20 protein-coding genes are annotated in these 17085 nt (G+C 35.3%); all 20 read left to right on the top strand.

Features of this window, described 5'->3' with window-relative positions:
- Positions 1-11: 11 nt before the first annotated feature.
- The 20 genes from CUC15_RS09245 (at position 12) to CUC15_RS09340 (ending at position 17039) form a co-directional block, all read left to right on the top strand.
- Complete coding sequence (locus CUC15_RS09245; RefSeq protein ID WP_114916387.1) at positions 12-680, top strand: flagellar biosynthetic protein FliO; 669 nt, start codon at positions 12-14, stop codon at positions 678-680.
- Positions 673-1338: a flagellar type III secretion system pore protein FliP gene (fliP, locus tag CUC15_RS09250; protein ID WP_114916388.1), complete on the top strand. Its 666-nt coding sequence runs from the start codon at positions 673-675 to the stop codon at positions 1336-1338. Before CUC15_RS09245 ends, fliP begins: the two co-directional genes overlap by 8 nt.
- A 24-nt stretch (positions 1339-1362) precedes the next feature.
- On the top strand, positions 1363-1632 hold the full coding sequence (fliQ, locus tag CUC15_RS09255; RefSeq protein WP_114916389.1) for a flagellar biosynthesis protein FliQ: 270 nt from the start codon (positions 1363-1365) through the stop codon (positions 1630-1632).
- 3 nt (positions 1633-1635) lie between these two features.
- The gene (fliR, locus tag CUC15_RS09260; protein WP_114916390.1) at positions 1636-2415 is read left to right on the top strand and encodes a flagellar biosynthetic protein FliR; all 780 of its coding nucleotides are present in this window, start codon (positions 1636-1638) and stop codon (positions 2413-2415) included.
- Position 2416: 1 nt separating this feature from the next.
- A complete protein-coding gene (flhB, locus tag CUC15_RS09265; protein ID WP_114916391.1) occupies positions 2417-3496 on the top strand; it encodes a flagellar biosynthesis protein FlhB in 1080 nt (359 codons plus the stop codon).
- A 19-nt stretch (positions 3497-3515) separates the two neighbouring features.
- Positions 3516-5552, top strand: a complete 2037-nt coding sequence (flhA, locus tag CUC15_RS09270; protein ID WP_114916392.1) for a flagellar biosynthesis protein FlhA — start codon at positions 3516-3518, stop codon at positions 5550-5552.
- Positions 5549-6673 (top strand): flagellar biosynthesis GTPase FlhF, encoded by a 1125-nt coding sequence (gene flhF / locus CUC15_RS09275; RefSeq protein WP_114916393.1) that lies wholly within the window; start codon positions 5549-5551, stop codon positions 6671-6673. Before flhA ends, flhF begins: the two co-directional genes overlap by 4 nt.
- Entirely contained in the window at positions 6663-7526 is an 864-nt protein-coding gene (locus CUC15_RS09280) for a MinD/ParA family protein (protein WP_114916394.1), read from the top strand. Before flhF ends, CUC15_RS09280 begins: the two co-directional genes overlap by 11 nt.
- A gap of 2 nt (positions 7527-7528) precedes the next feature.
- Positions 7529-8587, top strand: a complete 1059-nt coding sequence (locus CUC15_RS09285; protein WP_341457202.1) for a protein-glutamate methylesterase/protein-glutamine glutaminase — start codon at positions 7529-7531, stop codon at positions 8585-8587.
- 20 nt (positions 8588-8607) lie between these two features.
- Positions 8608-9078 (top strand): chemotaxis protein CheW, encoded by a 471-nt coding sequence (locus CUC15_RS09290; RefSeq protein WP_114916395.1) that lies wholly within the window; start codon positions 8608-8610, stop codon positions 9076-9078.
- A 4-nt stretch (positions 9079-9082) separates the two neighbouring features.
- On the top strand, positions 9083-9718 hold the full coding sequence (locus CUC15_RS09295) for a chemotaxis protein CheC (protein WP_114916396.1): 636 nt from the start codon (positions 9083-9085) through the stop codon (positions 9716-9718).
- On the top strand, positions 9715-10215 hold the full coding sequence (locus CUC15_RS09300; protein ID WP_114916397.1) for a chemotaxis protein CheD: 501 nt from the start codon (positions 9715-9717) through the stop codon (positions 10213-10215). Before CUC15_RS09295 ends, CUC15_RS09300 begins: the two co-directional genes overlap by 4 nt.
- A gap of 169 nt (positions 10216-10384) precedes the next feature.
- On the top strand, positions 10385-11164 hold the full coding sequence (locus CUC15_RS09305) for a FliA/WhiG family RNA polymerase sigma factor (RefSeq protein WP_114916398.1): 780 nt from the start codon (positions 10385-10387) through the stop codon (positions 11162-11164).
- 91 nt (positions 11165-11255) lie between these two features.
- Entirely contained in the window at positions 11256-11714 is a 459-nt protein-coding gene (locus CUC15_RS09310) for a DUF6115 domain-containing protein (RefSeq protein WP_114916399.1), read from the top strand.
- 181 nt (positions 11715-11895) lie between these two features.
- On the top strand, positions 11896-12648 hold the full coding sequence (gene rpsB, locus CUC15_RS09315) for a 30S ribosomal protein S2 (protein ID WP_114916400.1): 753 nt from the start codon (positions 11896-11898) through the stop codon (positions 12646-12648).
- A 201-nt stretch (positions 12649-12849) separates the two neighbouring features.
- On the top strand, positions 12850-13737 hold the full coding sequence (tsf, locus tag CUC15_RS09320) for a translation elongation factor Ts (RefSeq protein ID WP_114916401.1): 888 nt from the start codon (positions 12850-12852) through the stop codon (positions 13735-13737).
- Positions 13738-13920: 183 nt separating this feature from the next.
- Positions 13921-14643 carry a UMP kinase gene (pyrH, locus tag CUC15_RS09325; protein ID WP_114916402.1) on the top strand — a complete coding sequence of 241 codons (723 nt, stop codon included), beginning with the start codon at positions 13921-13923 and terminating at the stop codon, positions 14641-14643.
- Between the two features lie 2 nt (positions 14644-14645).
- On the top strand, positions 14646-15203 hold the full coding sequence (gene frr / locus CUC15_RS09330) for a ribosome recycling factor (RefSeq protein WP_114916403.1): 558 nt from the start codon (positions 14646-14648) through the stop codon (positions 15201-15203).
- Between the two features lie 267 nt (positions 15204-15470).
- The gene (locus CUC15_RS09335) at positions 15471-16232 is read left to right on the top strand and encodes an undecaprenyl pyrophosphate synthase (protein ID WP_114916404.1); all 762 of its coding nucleotides are present in this window, start codon (positions 15471-15473) and stop codon (positions 16230-16232) included.
- A gap of 15 nt (positions 16233-16247) precedes the next feature.
- Entirely contained in the window at positions 16248-17039 is a 792-nt protein-coding gene (locus tag CUC15_RS09340) for a phosphatidate cytidylyltransferase (protein ID WP_114916405.1), read from the top strand.
- Positions 17040-17085: the final 46 nt, after the last annotated feature.

Below are 17085 nucleotides of genomic sequence, written 5' to 3' on the forward strand. Positions count from 1 at the left end.
GAGTGAGGATTTTGAAACTTAACATCATTGTTTACTTTACCGTTGTCGTTGTTCTGTTACTACATGTATTTCCAAGTATTACAGTAGTAGCAGCAACACCAAACGCTAAGGATTGTATTGAGAGCGAAATTGATTGTAATGAAATGGATGATACTCTAGATAATGAAATTACAGAAGTTGAAGAGGAGTCTTTAGTTGTCGGCGATAAAACAGAATCACTGGCTCTATCATTAGTTAAGATGTTTTTTGCCCTAGTATTAGTACTAGCTCTTATATACTTCCTATTAAAATTTTTAAATAAGCGCAATAAATTATTAAACAATCAAGTGAATGCATTAGAAAAATTAGGTGGAATATCTCTTGGACAAAATAAATCGATCCAGCTAGTACGTGTTGGAAATCAAGTTTTTTTATTGGGTGTTGGTGATAATATCGAACTATTAATGGAAGTTACCGAAAAAGAAGTAAAAGAGGATCTCCTACATAAAGATGAGAATACTGCAAATGATTTCATTTCTAGCTCGCTCTTTCGTTCGCTTCTAAAGTCGAAAACAGATGACAATAAAGCAACAGGTGGCAATGAGTTCAATAAGTTGTTTTCTAATGAACTTGAAAAACTTAAGAAAAACAGAAAGAAAATGATTAAAATGCATGAGCAGAAGGAAGATCATAATGAATGAATTTGTTGATATGTTTTCAAACTCAGATCCTTCTAATGTAGCAACATCTGTTAAATTACTTCTATTATTAACGGTATTATCATTAGCGCCAGGAATCTTAATCTTGATGACGAGTTTCACAAGGATTATTATTGTATTGTCATTTGTTCGAACATCACTAGGTACGCAACAAATGCCGCCAAACCAAGTATTAATCGGTCTTGCGCTATTTCTGACCTTCTTCATTATGGCGCCTACGTTCAGTCAAGTATATGATGAAGCATTAGAGCCCCTATTCGCAGAAGAAATAACCTTAGACGAGGCATATGACAATGCGAGTACACCAATAAAAGATTTCATGGCTAGTCACACAAGACAAAAGGATTTGGCATTATTTTTAAATTACTCACAGATTGAACAGCCGGAATCAATTCAAGATATTCCACTTACAACCTTAGTGCCTGCTTTTGCAATTAGTGAGTTAAAAACAGCATTTCAAATGGGCTTTATGATATTTATTCCATTTTTGGTAATTGATATGGCTGTTGCTAGTATTCTAATGTCAATGGGGATGATGATGTTACCGCCAGTTATGATTTCATTACCATTTAAAATACTATTATTTGTTTTAGTAGATGGCTGGTATTTAATCACACACTCCTTGTTAGATGGATTTTAGTTTGATGAAAGGGGCTTAAGGTAAATGAGTAGTGAATATGTATTGGCACTGGCGGAAAATGCAATATCTACGTTGTTGCTTGTAACAGGACCATTATTGATATTGGCTCTTGCCGTTGGGCTGCTCGTCAGTATTTTTCAAGCAACAACCCAGATACAAGAACAAACATTAGCCTTTGTCCCGAAGATTATTGCAGTTTTAGTTGGACTTATATTTCTCGGTCCATGGATGTTAACTAAAATGGTAGAGTTCACCGCATCAATATTTCAAAGTTTAAATCAGTTTGTAGGGTAAATTATGCTTGAATTAATTAATTTGAACAGTTTACCAGTATTTCTATTAATCTTTGTAAGGGTAATGGCCTTTTTTGTGACAATGCCTTTATTTTCTTATCGTACAATTCCGATGCAATTTAAAGTCGGTTTTAGCTTTTTCTTAGCATTAACAATGTTTTATACAGTTGATTCTTCCATGATTGTAGTAGATGAAATGTTCCTCTTGCTATTAATAAAAGAGGTAATTGTAGGTGTATTAATTGGACTAATTGCGTTTATTATCCTATCCGCCATTCAAGTTGCAGGAGGATTAATCGATTTTCAAATGGGATTTGCGATTGCGAATGTTATGGATCCGCAAACAGGTGCACAAAGTCCACTAAGCGGGCAGTTTTTAAATATCATATCCTTATTATTTCTCTTATCGATCGATGGTCATCATTTAATCATCGATGGAATTTATAATAGCTATCATTTTATACCATTAGATACGTTTATTCCTTTTGAAAATAAATCGATTGCGGATTTTGTCATCCAATCTTTTAATAATATGTTTTTAATTGCTTTTCAAATTGCAATTCCTATTGTCGGTTGTTTATTTTTAGTTGATATTGCGCTTGGTATTATTGCAAGAACAGTTCCGCAGCTAAATGTTTTCGTTGTTGGACTACCTTTGAAAATAATCGTAAGCTTTGTCGCACTGTTAATATTTCTATCCCTTTATATGTCACTAGCTCAGTATTTATTCGATACGATGTTTAAGACAATGCGGGGATTAATGCAATTATTTGGAGGTGCTTAACTTGCAGCTGAAAATGGAACTACAGTTTTTTGCAGGTGAAAAGACAGAGAAGGCAACTCCGAAAAAGCGGCAAGATGAACGAAAGAAAGGTAAGGTCGCAAAAAGCCAAGATGTTAATGCTGCAATCTTATTAATAAGTTGTCTTATAACCTTGATTCTATTCAATAATTATATATTAGGTAATATGACGACACTATTTGAACAATTTTTTACAAATTATCTTGCACAAGAAATTACCATCTCTAGTGTAATGCAAACTTTTTTAATAGGTGTAATTGAGCTTATTAAAATGGTAGCTCCTATCTTTGTAATTGCAATTATCGCAGCATTTGCTTCTAATTTTTTACAGATAGGTTTTTTATTTACTACCGAATCATTAAAGTTCGATCTTAAAAAAATTGATCCTATTCAAGGTGCCAAAAGAATATTTTCAATGCGAGCTTTAGTCGAATTGCTAAAGTCATTATTGAAAATTGTTTGTATCGGTGCAATCACATTTTTTATTATTTGGATATATAAAGATGAGATGTTAATGACAGCCTTTACGAATGCAGAAAATGCACTCTCTTTTTTCGGGAGGGTTACAACGACCATGGGTATTTCCGCTACGATTGCATTATTATTTTTAGCCATACTTGATTACGCATACCAACGTTTTGACTTTGAAAAAAACTTGCGAATGTCAAAACAAGATATCAAAGATGAGTATAAAAATATGGAAGGTGACCCATTAATTAAATCCAAGATTAAAGAAAGACAAAGGCAAGCAGCAACAAGGCGGATGATGAGTGAAGTGCCAAATGCAGATGTGGTCATCACGAATCCTACCCATTATGCGATTGCGATTAAATATGATGAAGAAAAAGCAAGTGCACCATATGTTATTGCGATAGGTGTCGATCGAACGGCATTAAAGATTAAAGAGATTGCAAAGGAACATGATGTTGTAATGATAGAAAATCGACCACTAGCGCAAGCTTTATTTAAGGCTGTTGAAATTGGTGATGTGATACCAGAGGAATTTTACCAGGCTGTTGCCGAAATTTTGGCTTATGTTTATCGATTAGAGAAAAAAGCTTAAGCAATGAGGAGAGTCATCCATGAAAGTACGTGATATGTCCGTTCTTGTAGCGGTAATTGTAGTAATAATGATGTTAGTAATTCCATTACCGGGATGGCTATTAGATATACTTATTTTAGTAAATATAACCCTTTCTTTAATTGTAATTTTAGTATCAATGAACACGACGGAGGTTTTACAATTTTCCGTTTTTCCTACCTTAATACTACTATTGACATTATTTCGCTTAGCACTAAATGTATCTACAACAAGAGCGATATTGTCAGAAGGGCATGCTGGTGGGGTCGTAGATACGTTTGGGTCCTTTGTAATTGGGGATAATCCACTAGTTGGTTTTGTTGTATTTATTATCTTAGTTATCATAAATTTTTTAGTCATTACAAAAGGATCTGAGCGGGTATCTGAAGTTGCAGCAAGATTTTCTTTAGATGCTATGCCTGGAAAGCAAATGGCGATTGATGCAGACTTAAATGCTGGACTAGTCTCTGAGAAGGAAGCGAGAGAGAGACGTGAAAAAGTGGAAAGAGAAGCGGATTTCCATGGATCAATGGATGGTGCCAGTAAGTTTGTTAAAGGGGATGCAATTGCAGGTATCATTATTGTTATTATTAATATCGTATTTGGAATTATCATCGGAATGATGCAAATGGGAATGCCTATTGCAGAAGCTGTTACAACCTTTACTCGTCTAACTGTAGGTGATGGGCTAGTAAGTCAAATACCAGCGTTATTAGTGTCAACTGCAACTGGTATTGTAGTGACTAGGTCAAGTGGTTTAGGTAATTTAGGTACACAGGTAACTGGGCAGCTTACACAGTATCCAAAATTATTATTTATTGCTGCTGCAACAATCTTCCTAATTGGTGTAGTTACTCCAATTAATTTCCTATTAACAACTACACTCGCGGGCTTATTAGCAATCAGTGGCTATATCTTGCTGAGACAGTCTAATGAACCAGAAATTGCAGATGTTGAGGAAGATGTACAAGCCGAAAGTTCAGCGATGCGTTCTCCAGAAAATGTAGTAAATCTATTAAATATGGACCCAATTGAATTTGAGTTTGGTTATGCACTTATTCCTTTAGCGGACGCAAATCAAGGTGGCGATTTATTGGATAGGATCGTGATGATCCGAAGGCAATTAGCAATAGAACTTGGAATTGTGATTCCAGTAGTGCGTATCCGTGATAATATTCAACTGAATCCGAATGAGTATCGTCTCAAAGTGAAGGGGAATGTCGTAGCTTCCGATGAATTATTATTAGATCATTATTTAGCAATGGCTCCAGGAATTGATGACGATGAAATTGAAGGAATCGACACGAAAGAACCTGCATTTGACCTCCCAGCCAAATGGATAAGTGAAGAACTGAAGGACGAGGCTGAGTTGTCAGGATATACGGTAGTAGATCCGCCATCTGTTGTTTCAACACATATTACCGAGGTAATTAAAAACTATGCACATATTCTATTAGGAAGACAAGAAACGAAACAGTTAATTGATCATCTTAAAGAATCGTATCCAATTTTAGTTGATGAAGTAACACCAGAACCACTTGCAATTGGAGATATTCAAAAAGTTCTTGCTAAATTACTGAGGGAGAATATATCGATTCGCAATTTACCGATCATCTTCGAAACACTAGCTGATTTTTCAAAATTAACGAATGATACAGAGCTGTTAGGGGAATATGTGAGACAAGCATTATCAGCACAAATTACAAAGCAATATACAAATGATGACCTGTCCTTAAAAGTAATCACAGTCTCTGGAAAAGTAGAAAAACTAATTGCTGAAAATATTAAACAAACGGAGCATGGCAATTACCTATCATTAGATCCGGAATCACAGCAATTGATAATTAAGACGATTCATGAAGAGGTAGAAAAGCTGACGATTCAAGAAGAAACAGCAATTATATTATGTTCCCCAGCAATTCGCATGTATTTAAAACAGTTGTTGGACAGGTTTTTACCTCAGGTTGTCGTATTGTCATATAATGAACTGGAACCAAATGTACAAGTTCAAAGTGTTGGAGTGGTGAATGTAGCATGAAAATGAAAAAGTATATAGCGCCAACAATGCCAGAAGCAATGAACCAAATACGCAAGGAACTTGGACCAGATGCTGTTATCTTAAATTCACAAGAAATACAGCAGGGTGGATTTATGGGATTATTTAAGAAAAAAAGGATAGAAGTTATCGCTGCACTCGATACTGTAACACAATCAGCTAAAATAGCAGAGAAGAAAACAGTACCGTTAAAAAAAACGGAGCTTTATATGCCTGAAAAAAAGAACACTGAAAGTGCAGTTGTATTAAGGGAATTAAAGCAGCTTAAGAAAATGATTGAATATCAAACGGAGAAAGCGAATCAATATCCGATCCAATATCAAGAAATGTATGAGCATCTGCTTTATCACGAGGTTAGTTCTACAATTGCTCGGCAAATAATGGACATGTTAATTGAAAGGCATGACAGATCTGAAGTTACTGCTGATTCGGAATCAGTGAAGCAAGATACGAATGAACTAATAAAAGAAATGCTTCGAGGTATTTCCTTTGAAAGTATTGAATATGAGAAGAAAGTGATTCAATTTGTTGGTCCAACAGGAGTTGGGAAAACGACTACGATTGCTAAAATTGCTGCGAATATGATATTGAATGATCAAAAAAAAGTTGCATTCATAACAACAGACACATATCGAATAGCAGCGATTGAACAATTAAAAACATATGCAAAGATTTTAAATGTTCCTTTAGAAGTAGCTTATTCTACTTCTGATTATAAATTGGCACTGAAAAAGCTCGAAGAATATGATGTTATTCTTGTTGATACAGCAGGGAGAAACTACCGTGATGGGAAGTATATACGTGAATTAGAAAAAAATGTGGATATCCAAGTGGAAATGGATACATATGTTGTACTTTCCTTGACAGCTAAAGCCCAAGATATAATAGATATTTATGATCAATTCGGGCATCTTTCGATAAAAGAAGTTATCTTTACGAAGCTTGATGAGACCCGTCAATATGGTAGTATGCTCAATATTGTTTTGGGTAAGCAAGTAGGCATTGCCTGCATTACAAATGGACAAGATGTGCCAGATGATCTGTTGCAAGTAACACCTGAACGAATTGCAGAACTAGTAGTAGGTGATTTTGGTGACGCATGATCAGGCCGCGAACTTACGTAGGAAGTTGGCATTATCAAGTAATTCGAGGCAAGCGAAGACACTTTGTGTCATTAGTGGCAAAGGTGGAGTCGGCAAATCTAATATTGCACTTAATTTTTCATTGGAATTAATTAATGAAGGAAAAAAAGTACTAATAATTGATTTAGATGTTGGAATGGGAAACATTGATATCTTATTAGGTCTCCATGCCAAGAAGTCTATCTTTGATTTGTTCAATGAAAGTGAATCGATTCATGATATTATTGAACTAGGACCAAAGAACTTAGGATTTATATCAGGAGGTTCTGGTATAAGTGAGTTCTTTTCTTTAAATGATGAGAAAAAGGAACATTTTTATAAACAATACAACGATGTCGTGCAAATGTATGATTATATCCTTTTCGATATGGGGGCAGGTGTAACAAAGGAAAGCCTATTCTTTATTCTAGCGGCAGATGAATGTATTGTCGTCACTACTCCAGAACCAACATCGATTATGGATGCATATAGTGCGATAAAATTTGTCAAAAATAAAAATAGAGAAATGTCAATATCCGTAGTTATGAATCGTGCTTCTTCGCAAAAAGAAGGAGAACAATCCTTGGAACGTTTTAAGGAAGTTGTATCACAGTTTTTACAAATCGAAATTGAGAAACTCGGTATTCTTCCCGAGGATAAAAGTGTCTCTAAGTCAGTCATTAATCAGACACCATTTATATTGTTTAATGGAAAGTCAAAAATATCAAAAGCCATGCAAGAATTAACTTATAACTATTTAAATAATGCGAAGGAACGTAGTATGAAGGAAACTTCATTTATCCAGAGGTTAAAACAACTGCTATTGGAGAGGTAAAAATGATGAAACCAATTCGAGTTATCGTAATTGATGATTCTGCATTTATGAGAAAAGTTATATCGGATATATTGTCCAGTGACCCGCGTATAGAGGTAGTTTCGACAGCACGCAATGGTGAAGATGGTTTGGAGAAAATCGAGGCATTTAAACCAGATGTTGTGACAATGGATATCCATATGCCAGTAATGGACGGTATTAAGGCATTGCAAAAAATTATGCTAAAAAATCCATTACCAGTTGTTATGTTATCCAGTGTGTCAGAAGAAGGGGCATCCAGTACGATTGAAGCTATCTCTAAAGGCGCAGTAGATTTTATTATGAAACCTTCTGGACCTATTTCGTTAAATTTGACTTCAATAAAAAAAGAAATAATCCGTACAGTTGTTACTGCTTCACAGGTTAATCTTAATAAATCAAAACAGATAAGAAAATTTGAAACAGAAAATACGAAGAAAGCAACGAAACAAATTTATGATAATACGATTATAGTGCTTGGTGCTTCAACGGGTGGGCCAAGAGCATTACAGCAAGTATTATCAGTTCTGCCGGGTGATTTTTTACCACCTATATTAATCGTCCAGCATATGCCGCCAGGTTTTACGAAGTCACTTTCCAATCGGTTAAATACACTGACTAAAATCGAAGTGAAAGAAGCTGTTGATGGAGAGATTATCAAGAATAATACGGCATATATTGCACCAGGTAATTTTCATATGAAGGTAATTAAAGTAGGTCGAGCATTAAAGATCAAATTAACAGATGAACTCTTGAGAAATGGGCATCGTCCCTCAGTTGATGTATTATTTGATTCCGTAGCAAACCTAACAAGAATTAATAAAATTGCTGTCGTATTAACTGGAATGGGGAATGATGGGACAGAGGGAATTAAACGGCTAAATGAAATGGATTCGCAAACAATTATTCTGTCAGAAGCTAAAGAAACAGCGATCGTCTATGGTATGCCGAAAGCTGCTGCTGAAACAGGCTTAGTTGATCATGTTGTCCCACTTCATCATGTTGGGAAAATGCTTGTAAAGTTAGAGAAAGATTTGAAGTAAGATTTAGGGAGGAAACCATTATGGAGAATGATATTACAAAAGGCGGGAAGGTAATTGTATTTCAATTACAAGATGAAGAATATGCATTATCTGTTGAACAAGTAGGCGCGATTGAGAAGATGCAAACAATTACAAGGGTTCCACACTCTTCTAAGTTTGTTAAAGGCGTAATTAACCTTCGTGGTGTTGTTACCCCAATCATAGATTTGAGATTACGTTTCGGTATGGAGGAAACTGCAGTTAGTGAATCAACACGTATCATTATTGTCACGCTGCCTGATATGGAGGTAGGTTTAATTGTTGATGCTGCAAATGATATTATTGATATTCCTGCAGAAATGATCGAACAACCACCGGCTGCTATAGGTTCGATTGATATTGACTATATCGAAGGTGTGACTAAACACAACGATCGACTAATTGTACTGCTCAATTTACAAAAAGTATTAAAAATGGAAGCAAACGAATCTTTAATATTCATGGAAGATTAAGCCGATGGAATATTTGAAATTGACAAGTACTCAAAAGGACCTTTTACGGGAAATAGGAAATATCGGCTCTGGAAATGCTGCAACATCGATGGCAAAGCTCACAAATAGAAAGATAAACATGCAAGTTCCTTCAGTAAATATTCTTGATTTTGATCAGATGATGGAAATGATTGGTGGGGCTGAAGAATTAATTGTTGCGCTACTCTTTGAAATAAACGGAGAAGTACCGGGAACCGTATATTTTATTTTAAAAGTTGAAGAAGCGGAAATGTTAGTTAGAAATCTTACTGATAATCAGGATTTTTCATTTACGGATAATTGCTCGGTAGATGAAATGACGATATCTGTGCTGCAAGAAATTGGAAATATAGTAACTGGCTCATATCTAACCGCTTTATCGGATTTCACGAATATCAATATGCAACCATCTGTCCCACATCTAAGTATCGATATGGCTGGTGCAGTATTAACAATGGGAATTATTGAGCTCTCTCAAGTTTCTGATTGTGCCATTATTATTGATACGAAGATTCAGAGTATTGATCTTAAAGATGGCATCCATGGACATTTCTTTTTTGTACCATTTCCTGAGGCACTGCCTAAATTATTTAAGGCGTTAGGAATAAGTGAACATTTATGATAAATTCAAATCAAACAGTGATAAAAGTCGGTATTGCAGATTTGAAGTTTGTAAAAGCACCAGATACTATCCGTACATTGGGTCTCGGCTCTTGCGTTGGTGTCGTCGTTTATGATGAATTGAAGAAAATAGCTGGATTAGCTCATGTACTGCTGCCTGATTCGTCGCACACAAAGCAGACGAATTTGAATGCATTTAAATACGCTGATACTGCAATTCCTTTCCTAGTAGATGAGTTAGTTAAAAGTGGTGCAAGCAAACTCCGGTTAAAGGCAAAAATTGCTGGAGGAGCACAAATGTTCCAGTTTATGTCGAATTCTGATACGATGCGAATTGGGGCTCGAAATGTTGATGCTGTAAAAGATATGCTAAAGAAATTTGAAATTCCAATCGTATCTTCCGATGTGGGCGGTAATTCCGGCAGAACGATTGAATTTAATCCAATAACAAGTGATTTAAAAATCCGTAAAGTGCGAAGTGATGAATTTATTATTTAAGCTCGGTTTTACGGTTATTTGCTAATGTACAGGTGCTGATATAAAAACAATTTTGTTCGTTTTTGCGAATATTTCTTATACGCAAGCAACGGACTAGTGAAAAATTGTCGTATATAACTTCATAATTAGTTGCATGTTTATTCTAAGGGCGAAAGGGGAGCAAATTAATATGACAACTAATGATACTCCTATCGAACAAGAGCATTGGAATAATTGGATAAAGTATCGCAGTAATGATGCTGCAAATGAACTAATCATTGATTATATGTATTTGGTTAATTTTCATGTGGAAAGGATCTCGAGTACTCTACCGAAAAGTGTGCACAAAGATGATATAAAAAGTCATGGGCTGCTGGGACTGTATGATGCATTAAAAAAGTTTGACTATAGTAGAGATTTAAAATTTGATACATATGCTTCTTTCCGTATAAAGGGAGCGATTCTGGACGGATTGAGAAAGCTGGATTGGCTTCCCAGATCACTGAGAGAAAAGACGAAGTTGGTAGAGCAAGTTTCAATTGAACTTGAACAAGCATTAAAAAGGCAGCCAAGCTCCTCTGAAATTGCCGAAAAAATGGGCATTACCAGTCAAGAGGTCGAATCGATAGTAAGTGATTCCCTATATGCAAATGTACTCTCCATCGAGGAAAAGCCTAAAAATGGTACAGAAGGTTTAAAAGAGGGAATTGGTTATTCAATCCCAGATGATGAAGCAATTTTGCCGGAGAAGCAGTTGCTTCAGGGTGAATTAAAAGATGAACTAGTGGCAGGTATTAAAGATTTAAATAAGAACGAGCAAATGGTTGTAAGCTTATTCTATTATGATGAATTAACATTTACAGAAATTGGTCAGATTTTAGGATTAACTACCTCCAGAATATCCCAAATTCACAAAAAAGCTATTTTCAAATTGAAAAATACGTTATCCAGGGTTCAAAAATTTAAGTAAAAACGAATTGTCATCGCTTCGTTATATTTCATTCGCAATTGGCAATAACCTATCTGTTGAGATAAGCGGCTTGCTAGACAGGAGGAAAATCATGCAGTCATTATTACTTATTATTAGCTTTTTAATACATATAGTTGCATTATATGCAATCTATCGGCTCTCTCAACAAATACAATCATTTAAGAGAGCAGATACTGCTGAAATGGCGGAAATATTTGAGACCTATTTGCAGGAAATAAAGGAAGAGAATAATCGATTACAAGATAGACTAAGTTCAAATACACCCCCACATAAAGATCCTGAGAAGTCCCAAGCTGAATCAGATGACAAAGAATATCCATATACCCAGAAGGAAACAGTGGAAAAGAATGGTGTACCGTTAATAGATGCGAAGGTTGATGATTTAGTCGAAACATCTTCAGAAGCAAGTATATTACAGTTGCACCATCAAGGAATGACGATTACAGAAATAGCACAACAACTAGACCGGGGAAAAACAGAAGTAGAATTATTTATTAAGATGCATAAAAAAAATAAGAATAATGCTTGATTATACGGTATCATTATGTTATAGTAACTTTTGGTGTAAATACTATGTTCAAAATCATTGAATAGGTAAATAAAACACACGTCTGGTAATTTATGTGAAGGGTGCCATTGATCTCATTGGTCTTTACATGAAGATGATCTGGACGGAGGGAAATACAAAAACCAAATAGGAGGAATTTATTATGGCAGCAATTTCTATGAAGCAACTTTTAGAAGCTGGTGTACATTTCGGACATCAGACTCGCCGATGGAATCCAAAGATGAAAAAATACATCTTCACGGAACGTAACGGAATTTATATCATTGACCTACAAAAAACAGTTAAGAAGGTTGATGAGGCGTACAACTTTGTAAAGGAAATCGCATCAAATGGTGGTACAATCCTTTTCGTTGGTACGAAAAAACAAGCACAAGACTCAGTTAGAGACGAAGCAATTCGTTCTGGTATGTACTTTGTTAACCAACGTTGGTTAGGTGGTACACTTACAAACTTCCAAACAATCCGTAAACGTATCAATCGTCTAAAAGATATTGAGCGTATGGAAGAAGATGGAACATTTGAAGTTTTACCTAAAAAAGAAGTTGTTAATTTATTAAAAGAAAAAGATCGTTTAGTTAAATTCTTAGGTGGAATTAAAGAAATGACAAAGCTACCAGATGCTTTGTTCATCGTTGACCCACGTAAAGAACGTATCGCGATCGCTGAAGCTCATAAATTAAACATTCCGATTATCGGGATTGTAGATACAAACTGTGATCCAGATGAGATCGATTATGTAATTCCAGCAAATGATGATGCTATTCGTGCGGTTAAACTTTTGACTTCTAAAATGGCAGATGCTATTTTAGAAGTGAAACAGGAAGAAGAAGTTGAAGAAGTTCCTGTAGAAGAAGCTGTTTCTGAAGAAGCTCCAGAAGAATCAGAACAAGCGTAATTCTAGTTTAATAAACGAAGACCTAACGAAACCTTTTAGGTGATAAGTAATAGCCTTCGTTGCACTAATATAGAAAGGAATCTTGCATTCCTTTCTACCAAAAAGGTTAGGGTGATAAGAGGAGAGGAACCTTTTATCACCTTTTTTTAAGAGTTTATTTTAAGAAGACAAGCCAGATAAATTTAAAGGAGGACATAAAACATGAATATTACTGCAAAAATGGTAAAAGAACTACGTGAAAAAACTGGAGCAGGTATGATGGATTGTAAAAAAGCACTTCAACAAACAGAAGGTGATATTGACAAAGCAATTGACTACCTTCGTGAAAATGGAATTGCAAAAGCTTCTAAAAAAGCAGACCGTATTGCTGCAGAAGGTGCTGCATACGTAGAAGTAGACAACAACACAGCAGTTCTTCTTGAAGTAAACTGTGAAACTGACTTTGTAACGAAAAATGACATGTTTAAAGAGTTACTAGCTGAGTTAGGAAAACACATAGTAAAAGAACAACCTGCAAACGTGGAAGAAGCATTACAACAAAAACTTCATGGTGATGGTGAAACTGTAGAAACCTTCATCAATGAAGCAGTAGCTAAAATCGGTGAAAAGATTTCTTTACGCCGTTTCACAGTCTATAACAAAACAGATAATGATGTTTTTGGTGCCTACCTACATATGGGCGGAAATATCGGAGTTCTATCTGTATTAGAAGGAACAAACGATGAGCAATTAGCAAAAGACATTGCAATGCATGTTGCTGCTGCTAAGCCTAAGTACGTTTCTCGTGATGCAGTTTCTGAAGAAGAAACAAATCATGAACGCGAAATTTTAAAAGCACAAGCATTAAACGAAGGCAAACCTGAAAACATTGTTGAGAAGATGGTAGAAGGACGCTTAAATAAATTCTTTGAAGAAATTTGTCTTCTAGACCAAAGCTTCGTTAAAGATCCAGACCAAAAAGTGAAAAAATATGTAGCAGATAAAGGTGCTACTGTTAAGTCATTTGTACGTTATGAAGTTGGTGAAGGATTAGAAAAACGCGAAGAAAACTTTGCTGAAGAAGTAATGAGCCAAATTAACAAAAAATAAGTAATTTAAATATAGTTAAGGTGTGTGTTCAAAAAGAAGGATAAAAGACCGGACTTTTTGAATAACCTCTTACATTCTGAAATAGGGAGCAAATATTGTTCCCTTTTTCAACATAACCCCCTAGCAATTATTACAGGGTAATTTAAATTGCGCAGAAAATATCAAGCTTCTATGGAGGTAATTATGACAACAGCAAAGTACCGTAGAATAGTGCTTAAATTAAGCGGAGAAGCCTTAAGTGGTGATCTGGATTATGGCATTAATCCTAAAACGATTAAATCAATTGCAGAGCAAGTAAAAGAAGTAGTAGAATTAGGTGTTGAAGTAGCAATCGTAGTTGGTGGAGGAAATATCTGGCGTGGGAAAGTCGGAAGTGAAATGGGAATGGACCGGGCTTCAGCAGATTATATGGGAATGCTGGCAACGGTAATGAATTCTTTAGCACTACAAGATGGGCTTGAAAATGCCGGGATTGAGACTCGAGTTCAAACATCAATTGAAATGCGTCAGGTTGCTGAACCATACATAAGAAGAAGAGCAATCAGACATTTGGAGAAGAAACGCGTTGTCATTTTTGCTGCTGGTACAGGTAATCCTTATTTCTCTACAGACACAACTGCAGCATTAAGAGCTGCAGAAATTGAAGCGGAAGTAATCTTAATGGCTAAGAATAATGTCGATGGTGTCTATACAGCGGATCCTAAATTAAATAAGGATGCGACGAAATATGAAAGTTTATCATATATGGAAATGTTAAATGAAGGACTCGGCGTAATGGATGCAACTGCTTCATCACTAAGTATGGATAATGATATCCCATTAATTGTATTTTCTATCACGGAAGAAGGAAATATTAAAAAAGTTGTCGAAGGTGAAACAATCGGGACAACGATAAGGGGGAAATAAACATGTCAGATGTAGTTATGAACGAAATGAAAGATAAAATGGAACAAACTGTTCAAGCTTTTTCAAAAAGCTTAGCAACTGTAAGAGCAGGACGTGCAAATCCAAGTCTTTTAGATGGTGTAAACGTAGATTATTATGGTGCTCCTACACCATTAAATCAAATAGCTTCTATTTCGGCTGCTGAAGCAAGATTATTAGTCATTACACCATATGATAAAACAGCAATTAAAGATATTGAAAAAGCAATTCAAATTGCAGATCTTGGTCTAGCACCATCAAATGATGGTAATGTTATCCGTATCAGTATTCCAGCACTTACCGAAGAAAGACGTAAAGATTTAGCTAAGGTAGTAGGTAAATATACTGAAGAGTATCGTGTACAAGTAAGAAATGCTCGCCGTGATGCAAATGATCAGTTGAAAAAGGAAGAGAAAAACGGTGAAATCACCGAGGATGAACTAAGAAGCTCACAAGAAACTGTTCAAAAAGAAACAGATAATTACATTGCTAAAATTGAACAGTTAGCGAAAGAAAAAGAACAAGAAATTATGGAAGTATAATAAATAAGGCCATCTATTCTTAGGAGAAGAAGAATTACACCTTTATTTATATAACTTTTAAGTGTAAAATAATATAAGAATAGCCCTCTTGTATAAGGGGGCTTTTGTATTTTTATCATCTACTCGTTATAATAATAAGAGTTGAATGTTATAATAAGACAGGATTCATAGTGTATATAAACTTTACGCGTAATATAATTCCTTATTCATTCATAATAATTATGTAAGAGGAAGACGTATACAATCAACACATTCGGAGGACAAACGATGGCGATGAAAATTCCGTTTTTAAAAAGTAAACAAATAGAGGAACAAGAACAAGAATCTCCAGAAAATATTCCAAATCACGTCGCAATTATTATGGATGGAAATGGGCGATGGGCCGAAAAACGAGGGTTACCACGTATTGCTGGACATCAAGCTGGTGTAAAGACAGTGAATAAGATAGTGAAATTTGCTGTGGAAGCAAATATTCAAATTCTGACGCTATATGCTTTCTCGACTGAAAATTGGAACAGACCAAAATCAGAGATTGATTTTATCTTGAAGTTACCAAAGGAATTTTTACATATTTATCTTCCGGGATTGATTGATAATAATGTAAGAATCAACGTCATTGGAGATATTTCGTCACTTCCAAAACATACACAAGATGCTGTTCAATATGCAATTGAGAAGACGAAAAAAAATGACGGGTTATTGTTGAATTTTGCACTTAATTATGGAAGCAGATCAGAAATTATGCGAGCAATCAAACAAATTATGACTGATATTGACGGTTCCAAATTATCGATTGATTCCATTGACGAGAAGGTTTTCTCTGAATATCTTTATACGCAAAATTTAACGGATCCAGATTTATTAATTCGTACAAGTGGTGAACAACGCCTTAGTAATTTTTTATTATGGCAGTTAGCGTACACGGAATTCTGGTTTACAGATGTTTTATGGCCGGACTTCAATGAAGAAGTTTTTGGACAAGCGTTGGACGAATATCAACATCGAAAAAGACGCTATGGAGGTATTTAAGGTGAGGACAGATTTATGAAGCAGCGAACAATCACAGCATTATTAGCACTAATCGTATTTGTACCAATTGTAATAATCGGCGGATGGCCATTTAAGATACTAGTTGCAGCTTTGGCGACGGTCAGTTTATTTGAGCTTATTCGGATGAGGAAAAACAGTGGATATTTCATTAGTTATATATTAGCAGTATTATTACTTTGGGTCATATTATTATACAACCAAACAGGGATTTTATCACTTCTCGTTCTATCTGAGTTGGAAATGATAACGATCATTATTTTGTTATTATTATCCTATATTGTACTAGTAAAGAACAAATTTACATTTGATGATGCTGGTTTTATCCTGCTAGCAACTTTTTATGTTGGATTAGGGTTCTATTATTTAATGGAGACAAGGGATGGTGTTAATGGTCTAAGTAATATATTCTTTGCCTTCTTCATTATTTGGTCAACAGACACTGGGGCTTATCTTTTTGGTCGTGCGTTTGGAAAACGTAAACTATGGCCAACAATTAGTCCGAATAAAACAGTTGAGGGTGCTATAGGTGGCGTCGTACTTGCTTGCGTAATCGCGATTATTTTCCACCTTATTCATCCATTCCCGCATTCTTTGCTGATCGTCATTGGAGTCACAATACTTGCCTCTATATTTGGGCAAATTGGTGATCTTGTAGAATCTGCATTAAAACGAAATTATGGTGTAAAAGATTCTGGGAAAATACTTCCTGGACATGGTGGAATTTTAGACAGATTTGATAGTTTATTATTTGTATTGCCATTACTACATATCATACAATTTTTGTAAAAGACTCGACCTCAAAGTTGTACTATTTTTCAAAATAAGTTTTAAT

The sequence above is a fragment of the Oceanobacillus zhaokaii genome (assembly GCF_003352005.1).
Taxonomy (GTDB): Bacteria; Bacillota; Bacilli; order Bacillales; family Amphibacillaceae; genus Oceanobacillus; species Oceanobacillus zhaokaii.